At 44.6% G+C, this 21,167-nt stretch carries 14 protein-coding genes and 2 pseudogenes; 11 read left to right on the top strand and 5 right to left on the bottom strand.

What is annotated here, in order from left to right:
- Window positions 1-385: 385 nt before the first annotated feature.
- The 3 genes and pseudogenes from ACQ86K_RS18170 to ACQ86K_RS18160 all read right to left on the bottom strand — a co-directional run bounded on the left by ACQ86K_RS18170 (window position 386) and on the right by ACQ86K_RS18160 (window position 6,225).
- Window positions 386-1,777 carry a TolC family protein gene (locus tag ACQ86K_RS18170; protein WP_431198497.1) on the bottom strand — a complete coding sequence of 464 codons (1,392 nt, stop codon included), beginning with the start codon at window positions 1,775-1,777 and terminating at the stop codon, window positions 386-388.
- A 65-nt stretch (window positions 1,778-1,842) separates the two neighbouring features.
- Window positions 1,843-4,946 (bottom strand): annotated as a pseudogene (locus ACQ86K_RS18165) (efflux RND transporter permease subunit).
- Window positions 4,947-5,082: 136 nt separating this feature from the next.
- Window positions 5,083-6,225, bottom strand: coding sequence for an efflux RND transporter periplasmic adaptor subunit (locus ACQ86K_RS18160; protein ID WP_091162713.1), 1,143 nt, complete (start codon window positions 6,223-6,225; stop codon window positions 5,083-5,085).
- A gap of 768 nt (window positions 6,226-6,993) precedes the next feature.
- On the opposite strand from ACQ86K_RS18160, the gene ACQ86K_RS18155 reads away from it, so the two are divergent.
- The 11 genes and pseudogenes from ACQ86K_RS18155 to ACQ86K_RS18105 all read left to right on the top strand — a co-directional run bounded on the left by ACQ86K_RS18155 (window position 6,994) and on the right by ACQ86K_RS18105 (window position 19,387).
- A complete protein-coding gene (locus tag ACQ86K_RS18155) occupies window positions 6,994-8,607 on the top strand; it encodes a Na+/H+ antiporter (protein ID WP_176844345.1) in 1,614 nt (537 codons plus the stop codon).
- A 59-nt stretch (window positions 8,608-8,666) separates the two neighbouring features.
- Window positions 8,667-10,009: pseudogene (locus tag ACQ86K_RS18150) on the top strand (deoxyguanosinetriphosphate triphosphohydrolase).
- A gap of 62 nt (window positions 10,010-10,071) precedes the next feature.
- Window positions 10,072-10,233, top strand: a complete 162-nt coding sequence (locus ACQ86K_RS18145) for a hypothetical protein (RefSeq protein ID WP_431198496.1) — start codon at window positions 10,072-10,074, stop codon at window positions 10,231-10,233.
- A gap of 41 nt (window positions 10,234-10,274) precedes the next feature.
- Window positions 10,275-10,970: a helix-turn-helix domain-containing protein gene (locus ACQ86K_RS18140; RefSeq protein ID WP_431198495.1), complete on the top strand. Its 696-nt coding sequence runs from the start codon at window positions 10,275-10,277 to the stop codon at window positions 10,968-10,970.
- 552 nt (window positions 10,971-11,522) lie between these two features.
- A complete protein-coding gene (locus tag ACQ86K_RS18135; protein ID WP_431200887.1) occupies window positions 11,523-12,014 on the top strand; it encodes a TetR/AcrR family transcriptional regulator in 492 nt (163 codons plus the stop codon).
- Window positions 12,015-12,116: 102 nt separating this feature from the next.
- Window positions 12,117-13,289 carry an efflux RND transporter periplasmic adaptor subunit gene (locus ACQ86K_RS18130; protein ID WP_431198494.1) on the top strand — a complete coding sequence of 391 codons (1,173 nt, stop codon included), beginning with the start codon at window positions 12,117-12,119 and terminating at the stop codon, window positions 13,287-13,289.
- A 51-nt stretch (window positions 13,290-13,340) separates the two neighbouring features.
- The gene (locus tag ACQ86K_RS18125; RefSeq protein WP_431198493.1) at window positions 13,341-16,511 is read left to right on the top strand and encodes an efflux RND transporter permease subunit; all 3,171 of its coding nucleotides are present in this window, start codon (window positions 13,341-13,343) and stop codon (window positions 16,509-16,511) included.
- 20 nt (window positions 16,512-16,531) lie between these two features.
- Entirely contained in the window at window positions 16,532-17,614 is a 1,083-nt protein-coding gene (locus ACQ86K_RS18120) for a TolC family protein (protein ID WP_431198492.1), read from the top strand.
- Window positions 17,509-17,940 carry a TolC family protein gene (locus tag ACQ86K_RS18115; RefSeq protein ID WP_431200886.1) on the top strand — a complete coding sequence of 144 codons (432 nt, stop codon included), beginning with the start codon at window positions 17,509-17,511 and terminating at the stop codon, window positions 17,938-17,940. The genes ACQ86K_RS18120 and ACQ86K_RS18115 overlap by 106 nt, the downstream gene beginning before the upstream one ends.
- 247 nt (window positions 17,941-18,187) lie before the next feature.
- A complete protein-coding gene (locus ACQ86K_RS18110) occupies window positions 18,188-18,676 on the top strand; it encodes a TetR/AcrR family transcriptional regulator (protein ID WP_431198491.1) in 489 nt (162 codons plus the stop codon).
- A gap of 114 nt (window positions 18,677-18,790) precedes the next feature.
- Entirely contained in the window at window positions 18,791-19,387 is a 597-nt protein-coding gene (locus ACQ86K_RS18105) for a TetR/AcrR family transcriptional regulator (protein ID WP_431198490.1), read from the top strand.
- Window positions 19,388-19,390: 3 nt separating this feature from the next.
- On the opposite strand, the gene rpiA is transcribed toward ACQ86K_RS18105, so the two are convergent.
- Together rpiA and ACQ86K_RS18095 are read right to left on the bottom strand one after the other, a co-directional pair.
- Window positions 19,391-20,080 (bottom strand): ribose 5-phosphate isomerase A, encoded by a 690-nt coding sequence (gene rpiA, locus ACQ86K_RS18100; protein WP_431198489.1) that lies wholly within the window; start codon window positions 20,078-20,080, stop codon window positions 19,391-19,393.
- 257 nt (window positions 20,081-20,337) lie between these two features.
- Window positions 20,338-20,907 carry an RNA polymerase sigma-70 factor gene (locus tag ACQ86K_RS18095; protein ID WP_112654242.1) on the bottom strand — a complete coding sequence of 190 codons (570 nt, stop codon included), beginning with the start codon at window positions 20,905-20,907 and terminating at the stop codon, window positions 20,338-20,340.
- Window positions 20,908-21,167: the final 260 nt, after the last annotated feature.

The following is a 21,167-nucleotide window of genomic DNA, read 5'->3' as shown; positions in this document are numbered from 1 at the left end:
TAAGGGTAGGATGCTATTCTACAAACCTTTTCCCCCTCTGGGGGACTTTTACTATTTAACAGACCGGTATTACTTTAGACGCGCTTAAAAACAGGTGCACCAGAGGTGCAAAAGGTTTGTAGCTGAAAAATAGAAATATCCTTTGCCCCAGAGGGGCAAAACAAACGCCTTGCTGATTATACGCAACAATTTTGTGGGCAGAGAGGCGGCGCGCAGGAAAAGAGCGACGGCAAGGGTGTTTCTGCTGCGTGTTTAGCAAAAATGCTGAAACACGCCCTACAACCTCTCAAGAGGGGAATCGCACATTTCCACGCTTTTGATGACCCATAGAAACAAAAAAGGTACCTAAATAAGTACCCTTTTTCTATTAACATTAACTATCTATTTATCTCCAGCCGCCGCCCACAGCCTGGTATAAATTAACCGAGCTTAAGAAAATATCCCGCTTAATACCGGCCAGTTCAAGCTCGGCATCAAGTACGCTGCGTTGCGCGGTGATAATTTCAAGGTAATTGGCCCGGCCAACAAGGTATAAATCGTTAGCTACGGACAAGGCATTGTTTAGCGATTGCAGCTCCTGTTGTTTAAATTCAAAAGCGCGGTTAAAATTCTCTATCCCGCTCAAATTATTTTTCACTTCCTGGAAACCTGAAAGGATACTTTTTTGATAGTTGTAAACCGCTATTTTCTGTTCAGCTATAGTCCGCTCATATTCGGCTTTGATAGCCTTGCGGTTGAAAATAGGAGCGGTGATACCCCCTAAAATACCATAGGTAAATGAAGCCGGATCAAACAAGAGGTTTGCCCTGAAGCTATTATAGCCAACATAAGGAGTTAAAGTTAAAGTGGGGAAAAAGTTTGCCCTTGCCGCTTTGATATCCGCGTTCATGGCGGTAAGCTCCAGCTCCGCGCTTCGGATATCCGGGCGGTTCAGTAACATTTGCGATGGAACTCCTGTACCAACAACCAATGGTAGTTTCGTTTTCATGATAGAAGTGTCCCGTGTTACCGTTCCGGTATAACTTCCTGTTAAAAAACGAAGCTGGTTTTCAGTCTCGGTAATCTGCTGCCGGGTAGTGTATTCCAAACCTTTGGTTCGGGCCAGCTGAGCCTCAAACTGCTGTACAGCCAATTCCGTAGCGCGGCCGCCCAGTTTTTGGATTTTAACGATTTCCAGGGCATGCTCCTGTAGCTTAATATTCTTTTTGATGATGCCTAATTCGGTATCGTAAGCCAGTAACTGGTAATAAAGCCCGGCAATTTGGGCTGTAAGTGCGGTTGTTACCAGGTGGTATCCGCTTTGACTGGCCAGGAAACGGGCAAAGGCGGCCTTTTTCTGGTTATTCAGCTTGCCCCAAAGGTCAACCTCCCATGAGCTTTGAAAGCCCAGGAAATAGTTAGGTACAGGATTGGGGATATGCTGATCGCTATTGATGTTGTTTGAAAAATTGGTATCGTAATTACCTACGCCGTTTTGGGTATAATCACCATATTTTTCAACCCCTGCGTTGGCGGCGAGGTTTATGGTAGGTAAAAGCTTTGAGGCGTTGAACCGTAGATTGGCCCGCGCGGCTTCAACCCTTTGCAGGGCGCTTAACAAATCGGGGTTTGCTTTAAGGGCTGTGTCAATGAGGTTAACGAGCCTCTGATCGGCAAAAAACTGGCCTATTGGTAAGGCCGCAATGGTTGCCGTATCAGTACTGTTATTGAATGACGACGGCAGATTAGCGGCCACTTCCTGCCCCGTGACCGGTTTGTAGCTTTTACAGCCGGCCATGATTACCATCAAAAGTGCCGTATAGAGTATATGGAAAATTGCTTTTTTAGCATTGCAGATCTTGATTAATTATTAACGATATCGAGCTCATGGTGAGCTACTTCTGTGGCTGGTTTTTGCTTTTTATTGCGTTCGGCCAAACCCGCGAAGATGACATATAAACCCGGAATAAGGATCAATCCGAAAATAGTTCCCATCAGCATACCTCCGGCAGCAGCGGTACCTATCGACCGGTTACCCATTGCACCGGCGCCACTTGCTACGCAAAGCGGTATCAAACCGGCAATGAATGCCAGCGAGGTCATGAGGATTGGCCGTAAACGGGATACTGCACCTTCAATAGCGGCTTTTAGCACGCTCAATCCTTCTTTTTGCCGCTGGATAGCAAACTCAACTATCAGGATGGCGTTTTTACCTAACAAGCCGATAAGCATTACCAGTGCCACCTGGGCATAAATGTTGTTTTCGAGTCCCGTGATTTTCAGAAAGAAAAACGCGCCGAAAATACCGGTAGGCAATGAAAGGATAACCGGAAGCGGCAGCAAAAAGCTTTCATACTGGGCAGCCAGCAACAGGTAAACAAAGATCAAACAGATCACAAAAATGTAAATAGCCTGGTTACCGGATAGGATCTGCTCACGCGTCATACCCGACCATTCAAAGGCATAGCCTTTCGGCAGTTTTTCGGCAGCAATACGTTCAATGGCTTTAATGGCATCGCCGCTGCTGAAGCCTTTGTCTGCATCGCCGGTAACCATGGCCGATGTATACATATTATAGCGGGTGAGCTGTTCGGGGCCGAAAACCTTCTCCATTTTAATGAATGTGGAGAACGGCACCATTTCGCCTTTATCGTTCTTAACCTGCAGGTTTAAAACATCCTCGGGGCGCGACCTGTATTCGGGCGAGGCCTGTACCATCACTTTATACATCTGCCCGAAACGGATAAAATTGGAAGCATAGAAACTCCCCATCAATGTTTGCAGGGTCGACATGGCTTTATCAATCGTAATGCCCTTTTGAGCCGCTGTTTGCTGATCGACAGAGATCATATACTGCGGGAAGTTGGGGTCAAAGCTGGTGAATGCTCCGGCAATCTCCGGTGAGGCGTTAAGCGCATTTACAAAGTTTTTGGTTACATCGGCAGCTTTCTGCAAATCGCCCTGGCCGCTTTTATCAAGTACCCTTATCTCGAAACCGCTGGCGTTACCAAAGCCCGGCACGGTAGGCGGGGGAAGAACTGGATAGAAGCATCGCCGATATTCTTGGTTTTTGCGGTTAGTTCGGCAATAATATCATCCAATGATTCACTGCGCTCATCCCATGGTTTAAGGTTGATCATGGCCATACCGTAGGAGGCACCGGCAATCTCATTCACCAAACTGTAACCTGAAAGGGTTGAAACCGATTCGATAGATTTCATCGATTTGGTTTTGGCTTCGATCTCTTTCAGCACCTGTTCGGTACGCTCAACTGTAGCACCTGCCGGGGTGGTTACGTTCACGTAAAGCATACCCTGGTCTTCAGTTGGGATAAAGCCCGTTGGCAAAATAGCGCTGGTTCCCCAGGTGAGGATAAAGAAACCCGCCAGCAATATCAAAGTAATACCCTTGCGCGGCGACAGATAGGTCATGAAGGTTGAATACCTGTTCTGTAATCCATCATACCGTTTATTGAAACCGCCAAAAAAGCGCTGCATCAAACTTTTCTTTTTTGAAGCAGGGCTATGTTTCAGCATGATAGCACAAAGGGCGGGGGTAAGCGTCAAAGCATTGACGCCCGATATCACAATGGAAATAGCCAGCGTAAGCGAAAACTGCCGGTAAAATACCCCAACAGGCCCCGACATAAAGGCAACCGGCACAAACACCGCCGACATGACCAGCGTAATAGCCACAATAGCACCGCTGATCTCGCGCATGGCGCTTACGGTGGCATCCATGGCGTTCATGTGGTTTTCGGTCATTTTTACGTGTACGGCTTCCACTACTACAATTGCGTTATCCACCACAATACCGATGGCTAACACCAATGCGAAGAGCGTGAGCAGGTTGATGGAGAACCCCAGCATCTGCATAAAAAACAGCGAACCGATGAGGGCTACCGGGACCGCCAAAGCCGGGATCAGTGTCGACCGGAAATCCTGCAGGAAAATGAATACTACAATGAAAACCAGGATGAAAGCCTCAACCAGCGTACGTAATACTTCATGTATTGATGCATCCAAAAAGCGCGATACATCATAGTTTACGTTGAAGGTCATCCCGGCCGGAAATGAGCTTTCCTTAAGCTCGGCCATGCGGGTTTTAATGTTATTGATCACCTCGCGGGCATTAGAACCGGGGCGTTGTTTTATCATGATTGATGCCGAAGGCTTGCCGTCAGTATTGGAAACCATACTGTAGGTTAGGGAACCGAATTCAACATCAGCAATTTCTTTCAATCTTAATACCGAACCGTCTTCCTCGGCGCGGATCACAATATTTTCATATTGTTTAGGCTCAAAAAATTTGCCCGGGTAGCGCAATACATATTGCAGCATTTGCGGGGTTTTATCCGAGCTTTGGCCGGTTTTGCCCGGCGCGGCCTCTACGTTCTGGGCACGGATGGCATCTATCACCTCATCGGTTGATACCTTGTAGGCCATCATTCTGTCGGGTTTAAGCCATACGCGCATAGAGTATTCTTTAGCGCCCATGATCTCGGCACGGCCTACACCATCAATTCGTTTAAGTTCCTGTAAAACGTTGATATCGGTGAAGTTATAAATAAATTTTTCGTCCATGCTGGTGTCCTGGCTCATGATGTTCAGGTACATCAGCATACTGTTTACTTCTTTTTCTGTAGTAACACCGGCTTTGATCACTTCTTCCGGCATTTCGTCAATAATGGTGGCTACGCGGTTTTGAACGTTCACCGCGGCCTGGTCGGGGTCAACCCCAACGTTAAAGTAGATCTGGATCACCGTTAAGCCATCGTTACTGCAAACGGTCGACATGTAGGTCATCCCCGGCACACCGTTAATGGCACGCTCCAACGGAGTTGCTACGGCTTTGGCACATACCTCGGCATTGGCACCGGTGTAGTTGGCCGTTACTGTTACCGATGGCGGTACAATATCAGGAAACTGGGTAACAGGCAGCGTTATCAACGCCAGCACACCCAGCATGGTAATTATCAATGAGATAACAAGCGACAGCACTGGTCGCTTTATAAAAGTTTCGAACATAGTTTGTTAGGGTAAGTGTACAATAAACCCGCGCCGCGCGTTTTACGCGGCCGGAAAAAGGAAACCTTGGCGATAATTATTTCATTGCCAGCAATGAATCTTTTGCCATTTTCCTTGGTTTAATGATCATGCCGTCACGTACGTTCTGCGCTCCCTGGTACAAGATCCTGTCGCCCGCTTTTAGACCGTCTTTTACTATATAATAGGTAGAAAAACGGGTTTGCGGCGAAAAGGCCTGCATGTGCAGTTTATTATCCTTATCAACTATGTACACGTAACTTTTATCCTGGATATCAAACACCGACTGCTGCGGCACCATGACTACGTTATTGGCTTTGGTAGATATGAAAAGCTTACCGGTAGCACCATGCCTCAATAGCTTGTTCGGATTAGGGAATTTTGCCCTGAAATTGATTGAGCCCGTTTTTTGCTCAATTTCAGCTTCTACCGTTTCTATTTCGCCCTGGTAGGGGAAGTCCAGGCCATCTGCTAATACCAGCTTAACCTTATCACTTGTTTGGCCCGGTGCTGATTCCTTTTTGCGGATATATTGCAGGTATTCATTTTCCGGAAAGCTAAAATAAGCGTACATGGAGCTGATATCCGACAGACTGGTAAGCAATGTGCCTTCATCAATCAAACTGCCCGATTTAAGCGGGATCCTATCGATGATGCCATCAAACGGCGCATGGATGTAAGTGTAAGCCAGTTGGTCTTCGGCGCTTTGTACCATAGAGCGTGCTTCTTCAATGGTTGCCCGATCTGCGCTCATTTTTGATTCGGCAACTTCCAGTTCAGACTTGGATATTACTTTCTTGTCAACCAGTAGTTTAACCCTTGCTACCTCAAGTTCGGTTGCTTTGGCAGCGGCCACGGCATTACTTAACGCGGCTTTAGCTTTTGACAGGTTTACTTTAAATTCCTGGTCGTTAAGTTTAAATAAAAGCTGGCCTTTTTTAACCTGCTTTCCCTCATCGATATATATTTTTTCGAGGAAGCCGCGAACGCGTGAACGGATCTCGATATTTTTTTGTGCCTGGATATCGGCAACGTATGATTTTTGAAGAACGGTATCCTGCGTATTTAACGTAAGTACAGGCAGCTGAAGCGTATCGGAAGCGGCAGCTTCGTTATTGGTTTTGGCTTTGGTTGAGCAACCCGTGACAAGTATGCCGGCGGCCATGGCCAGCAAGGGTATATAAATGATGATCCTTTTCATTTTTTTCCGGATAGATTATAGGCATAGCAGTGCTAATCACGTACTGTTAGCCAATGTTAAAATTTGATTTATAAAAACATGGATTTGCCGCAAAGGGCATCTGAAACGGAAAAGGGATCAGAACGGGCTGAGCCTGAAAAGGAAATTGTAATATGCAGGCAAAAAGCCTTTGATGGATTTATTCTGGTTTTGTCGTTTTTCGACTAATGATATAATATCGGCAAGTGAGGCCTGCTGACCAGGCATTAGTGCCGATGAATAATTTACCCGACTGGGTAAAAAGCGTATGATGGTACGGTTATGATGAGCTTCGTTAGTATCCGAATCGGGTGAATCGTCCTGAACCTCCTGCTGCTGAATTTGACCGATGATCCTTTGATGGGTACGGGAAATTAAATCGGCAGCCTGGCCGGATTTTTTGTAATGGGTTAAAATTGATTCGGCGTTAGCAGGGGCTACAGCTATTGCAAGCTGGAAAAAAATAATGCGAAGAATATTTTTTTATTGTCGGCGCCATGATTGCGAAAATACTAAAATATTTGAAGCTATCGAAATAGGTTTGTATTTTTTTTGATATAAAATGACTTTATTTTTATTTTTTGTTGCTGTTTTTTAGGATTTTATCTTTTTATAACTCAATTTTTACTTCGGTAGTTTTTATTTAATGATTTCATAACAGCAAAAACGGTTATTTGTTCATGCTTACTTAATACTACCTAGTAATATAACTTGCAAGCTTTACTCAACGAATAATTGTATTTTAGCTACATGCTGCATCACGTTATTATTCAATGTGCCTGCCTGTTGGTAGTTATCCTTTTTGTGGTAATGCTTGGGCAAAAAATCAAAATAGCTTATCCCATACTATTGGTTTTAGTCGGTTTACCTCTTGGTTTTGTTCCTTTTCTGAAAGGTATCGAAATACAGCCCGATCTGATCTTTGTTATTTTTCTACCGCCTTTGTTGTATGAATCGGCGTGGAACACTTCCTGGAAGGATTTCTGGAAATGGCGCAGGGTGATCTCCAGCTTTGCATTTTTGATCGTTATTTTAACGTCATGTTTAATCGCGGTTGTGTCAAACAGCCTGATAGCGGGTTTTACCCTGCCCCTGGGTTTTTTGCTCGGGGGGATAATTTCCCCACCCGACGCGGTGTCGGCAAGTACTATCCTGAAAAATATAAAAGTGCCTAAGCGGTTTATTGCTATTGTTGAGGGTGAAAGCTTATTGAACGATGCATCAAGTTTAGTAATATTCAGGTTTGCGCTTGCCGCGGTGGTTACCGGGAAATTTGCATTAGGACAAGCCACGCTAAGTTTTGTACTGGTGATTGTAATGGGTATCGTTATAGGATTGGCAGTAGGTTTGGTTTTTTACACCATACACCGATGGTTGCCAACTACGGCCAATATTGATATTATCCTTACGTTTATTACACCGTATGCTATGTATATGGCAGCCGAAGAGTTCCACTTTTCGGGAGTGCTGGCTGTAGTAAGCGGCGGGTTGTTCCTGTCGTCACAACGGCACGTGATATTAAGTTACCGCAGCCGGTTGCAGGGAGTTAATGTTTGGGAAACAGTAGCTTTTGTTTTAAACGGGTTTGTGTTTATCCTGATAGGATTAGAGTTTCCGGTAATTATCAAGGCGCTTGGGCCCGAAGGCCTGAAACCGGCGATAAATTATAGCCTCATTATAACCGGTGTACTGATACTGGCCCGTTTAGCCAGTACTTTTGGGGCCTCTGTATTTACCGTATTCATTAGCCGTTACATCACTACAGCCGATCCGAGCCCGGGCTGGAAGGGGCCGTTATTGCTGGGCTGGGCAGGTATGCGGGGCGTGGTTTCACTTGCCGCTGCCTTGAGTATCCCCGAACTTTTGCCGTCGGGCGCCGCCTTTCCTCAACGCAACCTCATCTTGTTTATCACATTCGTGGTGATCATGTTTACCCTGGTGGTTCAGGGCCTTACGTTGCCCTTATTGGTGAGGTTTGTAAATATGCCCGATCGTGATTACATAGGTTCGCACGAGCAGCAAAAGCAATTAGTCAGGAAAAAGTTATCGAAGTTGGCATTACAAATACTTGAAGATAAATATGCGGACAGATTAGACGGTAACGATATGATCAAGGCATTTAGGTTAAGATTGAGTGCTGATATGGAACTGCTGAAAGACTGGGAAAAAGATGGCAGTGAACAACGCGCCGATAATTTTTATCATGACTACCGCGTAATTTTAAATGATGTAATGGATCAGCAGCGGGCCTTGTTACTTACACTGAATAAAAAAGAAAACATCAGCGATGATATTGTAAAGCAGCAATTGGATCTGCTTGATTTGGAAGAAGAGAAATTAAGGCAGCATTTTGAGGTGGTGTAGCCTATTATTTCTTTCATGCATAATGGCTACTTTTGCCGCTCTATATACATCAAACTATAATGAACTGGGATCAACTGTTATCGGCAAAACGCTGGGGTTACGAAGATAAATATATTGCAAACCATATCGATGCACGATCGGAGTTTCAGCGGGATTACGACCGGATAATTTTTTCATCACCCTTCAGGAGGTTGCAAAACAAAACCCAGGTATTCCCTTTACCCGGAAGCATTTTTGTACATAACCGGCTTACCCATAGTTTGGAGGTAGCCAGTGTGGGCCGCTCGTTAGGGCGGATGCATTTTAACAGGATGCTTAAAGAAGATCCGGATGTAGAAAAGAAATATCCGCTTATCAGTGAGATCGGTAATATGGTGGCTGCAGCCTGTTTAGCCCATGATTTGGGTAATCCCGCCTTTGGCCATTCAGGCGAATCAGCCATTTCACATTATTTTGCAGAAGGAGCAGGTAAGGATTATAAAGACACTGTTACTGCGCAGCAATGGGAAGATCTCACTCATTTTGAAGGCAACGCCAATGCCCTGAGATTATTGACGCATCCGTTTGCCGGTAAAGGCCGGGGAGTTTGGCATTAACTTATTCAACCATCGCTTCTATTGCAAAATACCCGTGTTCATCTGTCGCCGGGCATAAAAAGGGTATCATCTACCGAAAGAAATATGGTTTCTTTGCTTCCGAGCAACAGGACTTTGAAAAGATAGCCAATGATTTGGGTTTGATCAGGGTAGAGGACGATGAACTTATTTACAAAAGGCATCCATTAGTATACCTTGTTGAGGCGGCTGATGATATTTGCTACAATGTCGTTGATCTGGAAGATGCCCATCGCCTTAAAATACTCTCCTATGAGGAAGTGAAAGCATTGCTAATGCCATTGTGTACTATTCCCAGGATGGAAGAGCGACTGGAAGAGTTTGATGATACAGACGCCAAAGTTGGCTATTTGAGGGCAATAGCAATAAATACCCTGGTAAATCAATGTTCAAATCTGTTTTACGACAAACAGGAAGAGATCATGAATGGTGATTTTAATTCGGCACTGATGGATGCAATTGAAGAACCACTCCGGTCTGCCATGAAAGCGATCGAAAAGGTTTCTGTAAAAAAGATCTACAACTATAGCCCGGTAGTGCAAAAGGAAGTTGCCGGTTATAAGGTAATGGGTGGTTTATTGGAAGAGTTTGTCCCTGCTTATTTAAAAAATAATTCAAAATACCACGAGAAACTGATCGAACTGATCCCTAAACAGTTTTTAACCAAAGCCAACGACGATTATTCAAAGATCCAGACCGTTCTTGACTTTGTTTCGGGCATGACCGATCTGTATGCGGTTGAGTTGTTCAGAAAAATCAAGGGGATTTCGTTCCCGTCGATGAGCTGATATACACGAATGCCCGGACGAGGCGTAATAATTCGTGCAAATAATAGTTATTATTGCTTACTATGCCGAAAGAGATCCGACCTGTACAGATGCATACTATGGAGCAATTGCTTGCTCCGCTTGGTGTTACCAATCAGTATAAAGGCCTGCATATTATGTCGTTTAATCCGGGGGATATTGAGGTGCCTATTTTGCACCCCTTCCGGTCAGACCATTTTTTTTAACGCTTGTTCATGAAGGTGAGTTATCAATTAATGCCAACCTTTTGGAGTATAACTTAAAAAAGAACAATATCCTGATGGTAGCTCCCAATACCGTTCGCCAGTTTCTGAATGTTTCGCCAGATTGCAGGCTTACCTCGATCATATTTACCTCGGCTTATCTATCTGCTACCAGTATCCACACAAAAAATGTAGAAGCGTTTGATTTTTTATCATCGCAGGTAAATCCGTTACTGGTTATTGATCAGGAGCCGGCCGATAACCTTATATCAATTATGAAAATCCTTGAAAGTAAAATGGATAATCGTAATGATCTGGCATTCCAGGATGAAGTTGTGCTAAGCATTTTTACCGGTTTTATTTATGAGATAGGCGCGCTATATCAAAAGCAACAAAAAATAGCGGAAGTAAAGGGTACACGAAAGGAGGAACTGACTTTTCGGTTTCTAAAAATCCTTCCGCAGCATTTTAAGGAAGAAAGAAGCGTACAGGCTTATGCTGCCATGCTTAATATCACCCCTAAATACCTTTCGCAAACTGTAAAGGAAATAACCGGCAAAACCGCGGGCGAGTTCATTGACGAGATTGTGATCCTGGAAGCTAAAGTCGCCCTTAACGACCCCTCGTTAACCATAGCCCAGATTGCTACCTATCTCAACTTTGCCGATCAGTTCTTTTTTAGCAAGTTTTTCAAAAAACAATGCGGTACCAGTCCCAGTAAGTATCGGCAAACGCCCTGATAATAAACGATTGTCATTTCGAACGAGCCTTGGGTGGGATCGTGCACCGGCGGTGAGGAGAAATCTTCTACGAGCGTCGCTGCGGTTATACATGGCGGATAAGATTTCTCCTCGCGCCCGGCTTTTCCCTGCGCTGGCTCGTTCGAAATGACATTTTTTTACATGAAAACTTGTGGGCACACTGTAGCTCTCCGGAGGAGAGCTCTTCGCCCAATCTCAAAGATCCATCAAATAATCCTTGCTGTTATAATTTTAATTGCAAATGATAAGTATCGTTGCAACGCTGTGATTATTATTACCATTCCATTACAATGTTTTTAGTAAAAACGACTTTTTGACATATTGCGCCATCCTTTAAACATTCTGCAAAAACGATAATTGAGCCACTTTTGCCCTGTCATCAGTTGTTGATGCAGCCGGGCGTAATAGTGTGCCCGGTTAAACGCCAGGTTTGTTTATGCCGATAAGGGACACAGGTGCCGAACAATTAATTAAGGACACCGCTAAACACATTTTTTTGCCGAGGGCCGGCTCCACGCCAATACCCAGGATATTGCCGACGCGGCCGGTGTAAGCCGCACCTTGTTAAATTATTATTTCCGCACTAAGGATGTTTTAATTGAACAGGTGTTTAAGGAAGCAATGCTTGCTTTAACAACTCGTCTCGACGCTGTTATGGCATCCGACATGCCATTTAAAAGCAAGGTTGAAAGCTTTATAGAATTGTTTTTAACAGAGGCCAACAATTATCCCTACCAGGAAACTTTCCTGATCACCGAGATCAATTCAAACATCTGTAAGTACACAAACGAGGCCAGGCCGCACCATATCAATAAGTTCATGGTGCAGATCAGCGCCGAAATGGAGGCAGGTAATATTGAACAGATGAACCCCATGCATTTTGTGCTGAACCTGTTTTCGCTGATGTCATACCCGCTTATCATGGGGCCCATATATAAAAAGGCGTTTAACCTGAGCAATGAAAGTTATACCTGCCTCATTAATGAGCGAAAGAAGATGATCTGTAAAATGATTTTCCAGTAAAAAATTTATCCGGTGATTAACGCAATCGTCAAACAAAATAATTTAACACACATCACAATGTCTTCAATATCAATTCACTCCAATAACTACAAGTTTATATTTATGAAAAATACAGTTCAACTGCTAACTGGCTTTGGGGCCGCCTTAATTCTACTGTCGTCATGCGGCGGCAGCCAAAACCAGGGCGGTGCCATGGCTGCGGGAGCTCCCCAGCCACCGCAAAGCTACCCGGTTTTTAAGATTAGTTTACATGACGCTACGCTGAACAACGAATATCCTGCCACGCTTCAGGGGCAGCAAAATATAGAGATCCGTCCTAAAGTTGATGGTTATGTTGATAAGATCTACATTGACGAGGGCAGTGTTGTAAAAAAGGGCCAGCTGCTTTTTAAGCTCAGCGCGCCGCAATACGCCCAGGACGTAAACACCGCCACCGCGGCCATAGCCAGTGCCGAAGCTGATGTAAGCGCTGCCCAACTGCAGGTTAACAAAACCAGGCCGTTGGTTGAAAAAGATATCATCAGCCATTATGAGCTTGAATCGGCCGAGTACACGTTAAAAGCCCGCAAGGCCACCCTTGCCCAGGCAAAAGCCAGTTTAGCAAACGCCAAAACCAATTTAGGTTATACGGTAATAACCAGCCCGGTTGATGGCGTGGTAGGGGCCATTCCTTATAAATTAGGTAGCCTCATCACCGGTTCAACCGCGCAGCCATTAACAACAGTATCCAATATTGGTAAAGTGTATGCCTACTTCGCGCTGAATGAAAAGCAGCTGCTTGATTTTTCGAGAACGGTAAAAGGAAAAACCATGAATGAAAAGCTGGCTAACACGCCGCCTGTTTCACTGGTATTGCCGGATGTCAGCACCTATGCCGAAAAAGGTAAAGTGGAAACCATCAGCGGTTTAATTAATACCGAAACCGGATCGGCAAGTTACCGGGCGGCATTCCCTAACCCTGTTGGCCTGATCCGCAGCGGCGGAAGTGCTACTATACAGATCCCCCAGACTGTAAAAGATGCCGTGCTGATCCCTCAAAAGGCCGCTTATGAGCTGCAGGGAAAGCATTTTGTTTACGTGGTTGACGGCAAAGGAGCGGTTAAAAATACCGAAGTGAGCGTTATGGACCTCACCACAGGCCAATATTATGTAGTTACCGAAGGCCTTAAAGCAGGTGATACCATTGTTACCGATGGCGCAGGCAGTTTAAAAGACGGTATGGTTATCAAACCGGAAGTACAGGAGAACGCCGTGGTATATAAAGATCTAAAATAATTTTCACAACACCAGCCGGATTCCTTTTTACCCGGCATCAACATAAACAATATGTTACGTACATTCATTGAACGACCAGTACTATCTACCGTAATATCGGTAATTATAGTCATACTGGGTATCCTGGGCCTTACAACCTTGCCCATATCAGAATACCCCGATATAGCACCGCCTACCGTGCAGGTATCCGCATCATACCAGGGCGCTAATGCCGAAGTGGTAATGAAAAGTGTTATCGTACCGCTCGAAGAGCAAATTAACGGCGTGGAGAACATGACCTACATGACCTCTACTGCAAGTAATGACGGCAGTGCTGTTATCACTGTTTATTTTAAACAAGGCACCGATCCCGACCTGGCGGCGGTAAACGTGCAGAACAGGGTGTCAAAAGCCACCAGTTTGCTCCCTGCCGAGGTTACCAAAGCAGGCGTTACCACCAGTAAACGGCAAAGCAGTATGGTGATGGTATTTTCCCTGTCGAGCGATAATAAAAGCTACGACGAGAAATTTTTGCAAAACTACGCCAACATTAACGTGCTGCCGCAGATCAAGCGTATCAGCGGTGTGGGTGACGCATCATCATTTGGCATACAGGATTACTCCATGCGTATTTGGTTAAAGCCCGATGTAATGGCCACTTACGGCCTTGTACCGGATGATGTGAACAGCGCCCTGGCCGAGCAGAACATTGAAGCAGCGCCGGGTAAAGTGGGAGAGAACGATAATCAGTCGTTCCAGTATGTATTGAAATATAAAGGCAGGCTTACCAGTGTGCCCGAGTTTGAAAACATCGTGATCCGCTCATCAACCAAAGGACAGTTGTTGCGCCTGAAAGATATAGCGCGGGTTGAGCTTGGCGCACAAAGTTACGCCAATGCTACTACCATGAATGGCAAACCTGCAGTAGCTATAGCCATTTATCAAACTGCTGGTTCAAACGCGCATGAGTTAATTAAAAACTGCGAGCAGACCATTGAGGCCGCGTCGAAAACGTTCCCTGCGGGCATTAGTTATACTTCCCTTTTTAGTGTTAATGACTTTTTAGATGCTTCGATAGAAAAAGTTGTGCACACCCTGATTGAAGCATTTGTATTGGTGTTTATCGTAGTATTCGTATTCCTTCAGGATTTCCGTTCCACACTGATCCCGGCTATCGCGGTGCCTGTGGCTATAGTGGGTACTTTTTTCTTTCTGCAACTGTTTGGGTTTACCATTAACCTGCTCACCCTGTTTGCTATGGTGTTGGCCATTGGTATAGTGGTGGATGATGCCATTGTGGTGGTTGAGGCCGTACACGCCAAGCTTGATCATGGGGCTAAATCGGCAAAAGCGGCTACAATCAGCGCCATGAATGACATCAGCGGCGCTATAGTATCCATCACTTTGGTAATGGCTGCCGTGTTTATCCCGGTAACATTCATTACCGGTTCAACCGGGGTGTTTTATAAACAGTTTGGTTTAACGCTTGCTGTCGCGATTTTTATATCTGCAGTAAACGCTTTAACATTAAGCCCGGCATTGTGCGCGCTGTTATTGAAACCGCATCCCGAAGGCGAGCATCATAAAACAGGCCTGTTACAAAGATTTTATACAGCCTTTAATACCAGTTTTGATACAATTACCCGCAAATACAAAAAATCTGTAAGCTTTCTTGCGGCCAAAAAATGGCTCTCGATTGCCGGTATTGCGGTTTTTGGGTTGATATTTTGGTTTCTGCTAAAAACAACGCCATCGGGCTTTGTGCCTAATGAAGATCAGGGTTTTATTATTGGCGATATCTCATTGCCGCCTGCCGCGTCACTGGAGCGTACTACAGAGGTTATCGACAAGGTATCAGGTATGGTAAGGTCCCTGCCCGAAGTGGAGTCGACTATCAGGGTTGCCGGCCAGGGCATACTGAGCGGCGCGGGTGGTTCATATGGCTTAATCATGGTTAAGCTGAAACCCTGGGACAAACGCACGGCCAAAGGGTCTGATGTGAACACCGTTATCGGCAAACTATTTGGCATGACAGCCGGAATTAAAGGTGCTACCGTCCTGTTCTTTGCCCCGCCAACTTTGCAGGGCTTTGGTAACAGCAGCGGTTTCGAGTTCCAGGTGCAGGACAAAACCGGCGGCGATATTGTGAAATTTGCCGAAATAAACGGCAAGTTCCTGGGCGCATTAAACCAGCGTCCCGAAATTCAATATGCGTCTACGTTTTTTAATACCAACTTTCCACAGTTTTTGGTTGATGTTAACGTGGCTAAATGTAAGGATGCCGGTATTACTGTAAATTCGGTATTAAGCGCTTTACAGGGATATTTTGGCGGTGTTTATGCCTCCAACTTTAATGAGTTTGGCAAGCAATACCGTGTAATGATCCAGGCAGATGCCGCTTACAGGGGTACCACCGGTAGCTTGAACAACATGTATGTGCGCAATGCCAATAATACCATGGCGCCTATATCTGAGTTTGTTACGCTGAAAAAGGTTTACGGCCCTGAATCAGTTAGCCGTTTTAACCTGTTTACTTCTATTTCGGTAAACGGCGCTCCGAAACCGGGCTTCAGCACGGGCGATGCCATTAAAGCCATACAGGAAGTAGGCGCAAAAACATTGCCTGCCGGTTATGGGTTCGAGTTTTCGGGCCTTACCCGCGAGGAGATTGCCAGCGGCAGCCAAACTATTTTTATTTTCCTGCTGTGTTTGGTGTTTGTATACTTCTTATTAAGTGCGCAGTACGAGAGCTATATCCTGCCATTTGCTGTATTACTGTCACTGCCTATAGGTTTGGCCGGCGCGTTCATTTTCGCTAAGATCTTCGGCATTCAAAATAATATTTATTTGCAGATCACCCTTATCATGCTCATCGGTCTGTTAGCCAAAAACGCCATCCTGATAGTTGAGTTTGCGGTAGCCCGCAGGCGAAACGGCGAAAGCATTGTGCAGGCCGCTATTGATGGCTCGGTTGCCCGTTTAAGGCCTATTTTGATGACCTCTTTCGCATTTATACTGGGCTTAGTCCCGCTAATGATTGCATCAGGAGCAGGTGCCGAAGGTAACCGCTCAATAGGTACAGGCGCTGTAGGCGGGATGCTGATCGGTACCATATTCGGTGTGTTTGTGATCCCGGTACTGTTCATCATCTTCCAATCGCTCCAGGAACGCGTAAGCGGTAAACCTGTTGGAAAAGAAATAGAGATTGAGACCGAAACGGTAGCCTCAGAGCAAAATTTTTAAAACGATAAATAAGCAAAAAAATGATCCATTCATATAAACGGCAAATACTGGCTACGCTGGCAGCAACCGCGGTACTTGCCTCATGTGTTACAAAAAAATACCAGCAGCCGGTAGTAAATACCGATAAGTTGTATCGCGATACCACTATCAGCGATACCACATCAATGGCCAGCATGCCGGTAAGCCGGCTATTTTCTGATACCGTTCTGGTAAACCTCATCCAGGAAGGGCTACGTGAAAACCTCGATTTAAAAACTGCCGTACAGCGCATTAATGAGGCCCAGGCAACATTTAACCAAAGCAAGGCGGCATATCTGCCAAGCCTGGAAGGGAGCGGAACTGTTACAAGAGCAAAGACATCAGCAGCAAGCTTAAATTTTCCGCCTGAGTTTGCCAACTCGTTCAACCTGAAAACAACCACCTACCAGGCAGCGTTAAGTACCAGTTGGGAGGCCGATATCTGGGGTAAATTAAGCAGTTCGAAAAGAGCGGCGCTGGCGTCATTGCTGCAAAGTGACGCTGCTAAAAGAGCGGTTCAAACCCAGCTCATAGCCGATATAGCAAACGCTTATTATAATCTGCTGGCGCTTGATGAGCAATTGGCTATCACTCAGCAAACGCTTACCATACGGGTAAAAGATGTAGAGACCGTAAAAGCCCTGAAGGAAGGTGCTGTGGTAAACGGAGCGGCCGTTGTACAAAGCGAAGCTAACCGCTATGCCGCCGAGGTTACCATACCCGATCTTAAACAAAGCATCCGCGAAGCCGAGAACGCATTAAGTATTTTACTGGCAAGAGCACCCGGTACTATCAAACGTACAACGCTAAGCGAACAGAAACCTGTGGCCGACCTGAAAACGGGCATCCCATCCCAGCTCTTAAAAAATCGCCCGGATGTGCAGGAAGCTGAGTTTGCCTTCAGGAGTGCGTTTGAGAATACCAACCTGGCACGTACTTATTTTTATCCGCAGCTTACCATTACCGGGCAGGCCGGTTTATCAACCCTGCAGTTGAAGAACTTTTTGATCATTCCATATTTTACAACTTTGTTGGCGGCATTACCCAGCCCATTTTTAACAAAGGTCAAAACCGGGCGCGTTTAAGAACAGCGCAAGCCCAGCAACAGGAAGCTTATTATGCTTATCAAAAATCATTACTCACGGCGGGGCAGGAGGTAACCAATGCGTTGTTCTCCTACCAAAACGCCATTGAAAAACAAGGCTCAAGGGTTAAACAGTTGCAGGCGCTTGAAAAATCGGTTGATTATACCAAAGAGTTGCTGCGTTACAGCTCGGCAACTAACTATACCGATGTTTTAACTTCAGAACAAAACTTGCTTGCTGCCCAGTTAAGCGGCGTTAACGATCATTTGCAGGAATTACAAGCTATAGTTAACCTTTACCGCGCTTTAGGGGGCGGCTGGAAATAGGTGGAATTACCTCCCTGTTAATCAAGAAGCCCGGTTTGCAATTGAGCTGCCGGGCTTTTTTATAGCCAGTGGTGATTTTGACATATTTTGAAGTTGTTTAAACATTTATTATCTATGCCAACTAATTGATTTTTGTAAAACCTGTTATCATACAATCATCTAAACCAAATTGATAATTTAATTATGGTTAATTATTTATTAATGAATAAATTAAAGTAAATTTTGCTTGTGATTGAGAAGTTAAAACATGGGAAGTAAAGAACGGATATTACGGCAAAAGGATGATACCCGCCGAAAGATACTGGACGCTGCGTTGGATATGATCAAGTGTGAGGGATGTGATGCGTTAAGTATGCGGAAACTTGCTGAGCATATCGAGTACACGGCTCCTGCTATTTACGAATATTTTGAAAGCAAGGAAGCTTTGTATACCGAGCTTGCCCGCAAGGGGCACCTGAAGCTGGCAGCTATGGTAAAGCTGGCAAAAGAGGCACATACAGACGCCATTGAACAGATGGAGGCTATGTGGTTGGCTTACTGGAACTTTGCAATTGCCTATAAGGAGCTTTACCAGCTGATGTTTGCTGTTGGTACAGGTTGCAGCCCGGTAGAAAACCGGATAGCGGAAGCATTGGTTTTTCCGGAGATGGTTTCTGAAGTGATACGGGCGCTGTATGCACCCCGGGAGGTAAGTGAGGAGGAAGTTCAAAAAAATACTACACCTACTGGGCCGTAATTCATGGATTGATAGCCATTAACATGATCCAGCTCACGCGGGATGAAAAAATGAACCAGGAGATCCTGATTGGCGCTATCAGGGGGATCACCGCTTTGATAACTACCTAACGCTATGATTGATAAGGAGCGGGTTTTAAATGGGAGTGAAGCGCTTTTTCTTGAAGCAGGGATAAAAAGCATTACCATGGATGATATTGCCCGGCATCTGGGGATCTCCAAAAAAACAATTTACCAGCATTTCAGGGACAAAAATGAACTTGTTACTGCTCTTGTAAAAAAGCGGCTGAGCGATGATGAGGCAATGCTTTGCTCAATTATTAGTGACACGGGTAATATGATGGATGAGATGGTTGAGCTCACCAAATGTACAGGGGAGATCTTTTCGAGGGTTAACCCTGCTGTTTTGGTCGATCTGCAAAAGTACCATCACGAAGGCTGGATGTTATACCTGAAATTTAAAACAGGCTTCATGGTCAATATCATTGAGAAGCTGTTAAAAAAAGGTATCGATCAAGGGTATGTCCGTCCCGAAATTGATACCAGAATAATTGCCATTATGCGGGTTAACCAGATTGAACTTGGTTTTAACGCCTCCGTATATCCTCATGCCGAATTTAATTTATGGGATGTCCAGCTGCAGCTTTTAAACCATTTTAACTATGGCGTTTGTACGTTAAAAGGTATCGCCGTTTTAAATAATGCCGACTGATAGTTAGCGTTGAGGCCTTATGGTCCGGATACCATTTTCGCCTGCAATAATTGCCCTGCCGGCCATTTGGTAAAATAAAGAGTGTTCAACAACACCCGGTATCATTTTAACCAGGGTATTTAATTTAACCGGTTCGGGCAGTTCAGTAAATTGTACATCGATCAGCATATTACCATTATCTGATATCAAAGCCCCATCTTTTTGCGTGCTCATACGCTGGGTAAGTGTAGCCTGGGGAAATAGGATTGCCAGTTTTGCCAGTACAATTTGTAAGGCCTGGGGTAATATCTCTATAACCAGCGGATATGTAGCGTTAAGTTGGGCAGAGAATTTTCCCTCATCGCCCAGCAAAATAAATTCATGCGCCATTGAGGCAAGGACCTTTTCGGTAGTATGGATGCCGCCGCCGCTTTTCAGGGCGTTTAGTTCGCTGTCAAACTGGTCGCAGCCATCAAAATAGATATCGAGTTTATTAAGCAAGGCAGGCGACTGAATGCGCAAACCGTATGTGCTTAGCAGTTGAGTTGTTTTGAATGATGATGAGGTAAATATTAAGGAAGCCGCAAGCTTACGATCCTGGGCTAACATATTAACCAAATGAGCTATGGTGCCCCCGGCTCCCAAACCAATAATTTGATTGGGGGTAATCAAGGTTAAAGCGGCTTTAGCTGCTTCCAGTTTATAATCCGTCATGGCGCTAAGATACAGCACCTGCCGCTAATAACCTTTGTTAATTTACTCTTTTAGTCGTCTATGCCCTCCCACAACTGACTATGTGCTGTTGATATGATATGCTTTTTCATGTTATTGTTTATTCAATGATTTTAACCTTCTTTAATAATGAAGACGAATCAAAACCGGGAACATTTTAAAACAGCATAAATTTTTTGTAATCGGTTAGGATGGTATTATCGCATATCAAAATACACCACGTAAGTATTGAAACCTGGTTATAAAAACAGCGTTAGCAGATGTGACGCTAATTTTGCTCTCAGTATTTTTAAAGAATTGTTTACCTGCTTTCTAACAGTTAAGGGGCTTATCTCCAATATTTCGGCAATTTCGTTGTGCGACAGGTTTGAATCCCTGCTTAACTCAAATATCAGTTTCATTTTTGGAGGTAAAGAGCTTACTTCGGCCTTAATCAGGGCAATAAGTTCTTTATTTCTTAAATTTTCATCCGTTGTAGATTCGCAGGTTTCCTCAAAATTAATTAACGAGGTAATGTAATTGGCTTTTACTTTCTCGTGCTTAAAAACATTTAAAACCTTGTTCCGGATAGCGGTACATAAATAAGCTTGTAAACTGCCTTTAATATCAATTGATGTTCTTTGGTCCCATAAATGGATAAAAAGCTCCTGTAAAAGATCTTTCACAGTATCCCTGTCCGGCAATCTTTTATACGCATGCTGATATAACGCTCCGTAATAGCGCGAATGAATCGCCGTAAAAGCAGATATGTCATCTTGCCTTAACAGCGTTATCAAATCGTCGTCACTATATTTACCGTACAAAGCCATTAAGGTTTACATTGATTATAAATTTGCAAGCGATATTTATTGATTGCTGACCATTGAGGTCCGGTATAAACGAATCGCCTGAAACCGGGCCCCTGTTTATCTAATCGTATAATTGTTGTTACAAATTAAGAGGACTGGAGTGATTTTAAGCGCTAAAGTTCTACGCAACCGTTTGCGTTAATTTGGGCGAATCAGCTTTAACAAAAAGGTTCTTGCCCTCAATGCAAGTACTATATCGCTTTAATCCGCTGATTAAGAGC

Origin of the sequence: Mucilaginibacter sp. P19 (genome assembly GCF_050632265.1) — a bacterium.
In the GTDB taxonomy this organism is placed as follows: Bacteria; Bacteroidota; Bacteroidia; order Sphingobacteriales; family Sphingobacteriaceae; genus Mucilaginibacter; species Mucilaginibacter gossypii.
The sequence above is the reverse complement of the archived record's forward strand: the minus strand, read 5'-3'. Positions and strand labels throughout refer to the sequence as shown.

What these genes read in the sequence shown, in the direction of transcription:
- ACQ86K_RS18160 (WP_091162713.1), bottom strand. Translation starts at nt 6,225, where the DNA reads ATGAAAAGGATCATCATTTATATACCCTTGCTGGCCATGGCCGCCGGC.
- ACQ86K_RS18120 (WP_431198492.1), top strand. Translation starts at nt 16,532, where the DNA reads ATGATCCATTCATATAAACGGCAAATACTGGCTACGCTGGCAGCAACC.
- ACQ86K_RS18110 (WP_431198491.1), top strand. Translation starts at nt 18,188, where the DNA reads ATGGGAAGTAAAGAACGGATATTACGGCAAAAGGATGATACCCGCCGA.
- ACQ86K_RS18130 (WP_431198494.1), top strand. Translation starts at nt 12,117, where the DNA reads ATGAAAAATACAGTTCAACTGCTAACTGGCTTTGGGGCCGCCTTAATT.
- ACQ86K_RS18095 (WP_112654242.1), bottom strand. Translation starts at nt 20,907, where the DNA reads ATGGCTTTGTACGGTAAATATAGTGACGACGATTTGATAACGCTGTTA.
- ACQ86K_RS18105 (WP_431198490.1), top strand. Translation starts at nt 18,791, where the DNA reads ATGATTGATAAGGAGCGGGTTTTAAATGGGAGTGAAGCGCTTTTTCTT.
- rpiA (WP_431198489.1), bottom strand. Translation starts at nt 20,080, where the DNA reads ATGACGGATTATAAACTGGAAGCAGCTAAAGCCGCTTTAACCTTGATT.
- ACQ86K_RS18145 (WP_431198496.1), top strand. Translation starts at nt 10,072, where the DNA reads ATGCCGAAAGAGATCCGACCTGTACAGATGCATACTATGGAGCAATTG.
- ACQ86K_RS18125 (WP_431198493.1), top strand. Translation starts at nt 13,341, where the DNA reads ATGTTACGTACATTCATTGAACGACCAGTACTATCTACCGTAATATCG.
- ACQ86K_RS18170 (WP_431198497.1), bottom strand. Translation starts at nt 1,777, where the DNA reads ATGGCCGGCTGTAAAAGCTACAAACCGGTCACGGGGCAGGAAGTGGCC.
- ACQ86K_RS18155 (WP_176844345.1), top strand. Translation starts at nt 6,994, where the DNA reads ATGCTGCATCACGTTATTATTCAATGTGCCTGCCTGTTGGTAGTTATC.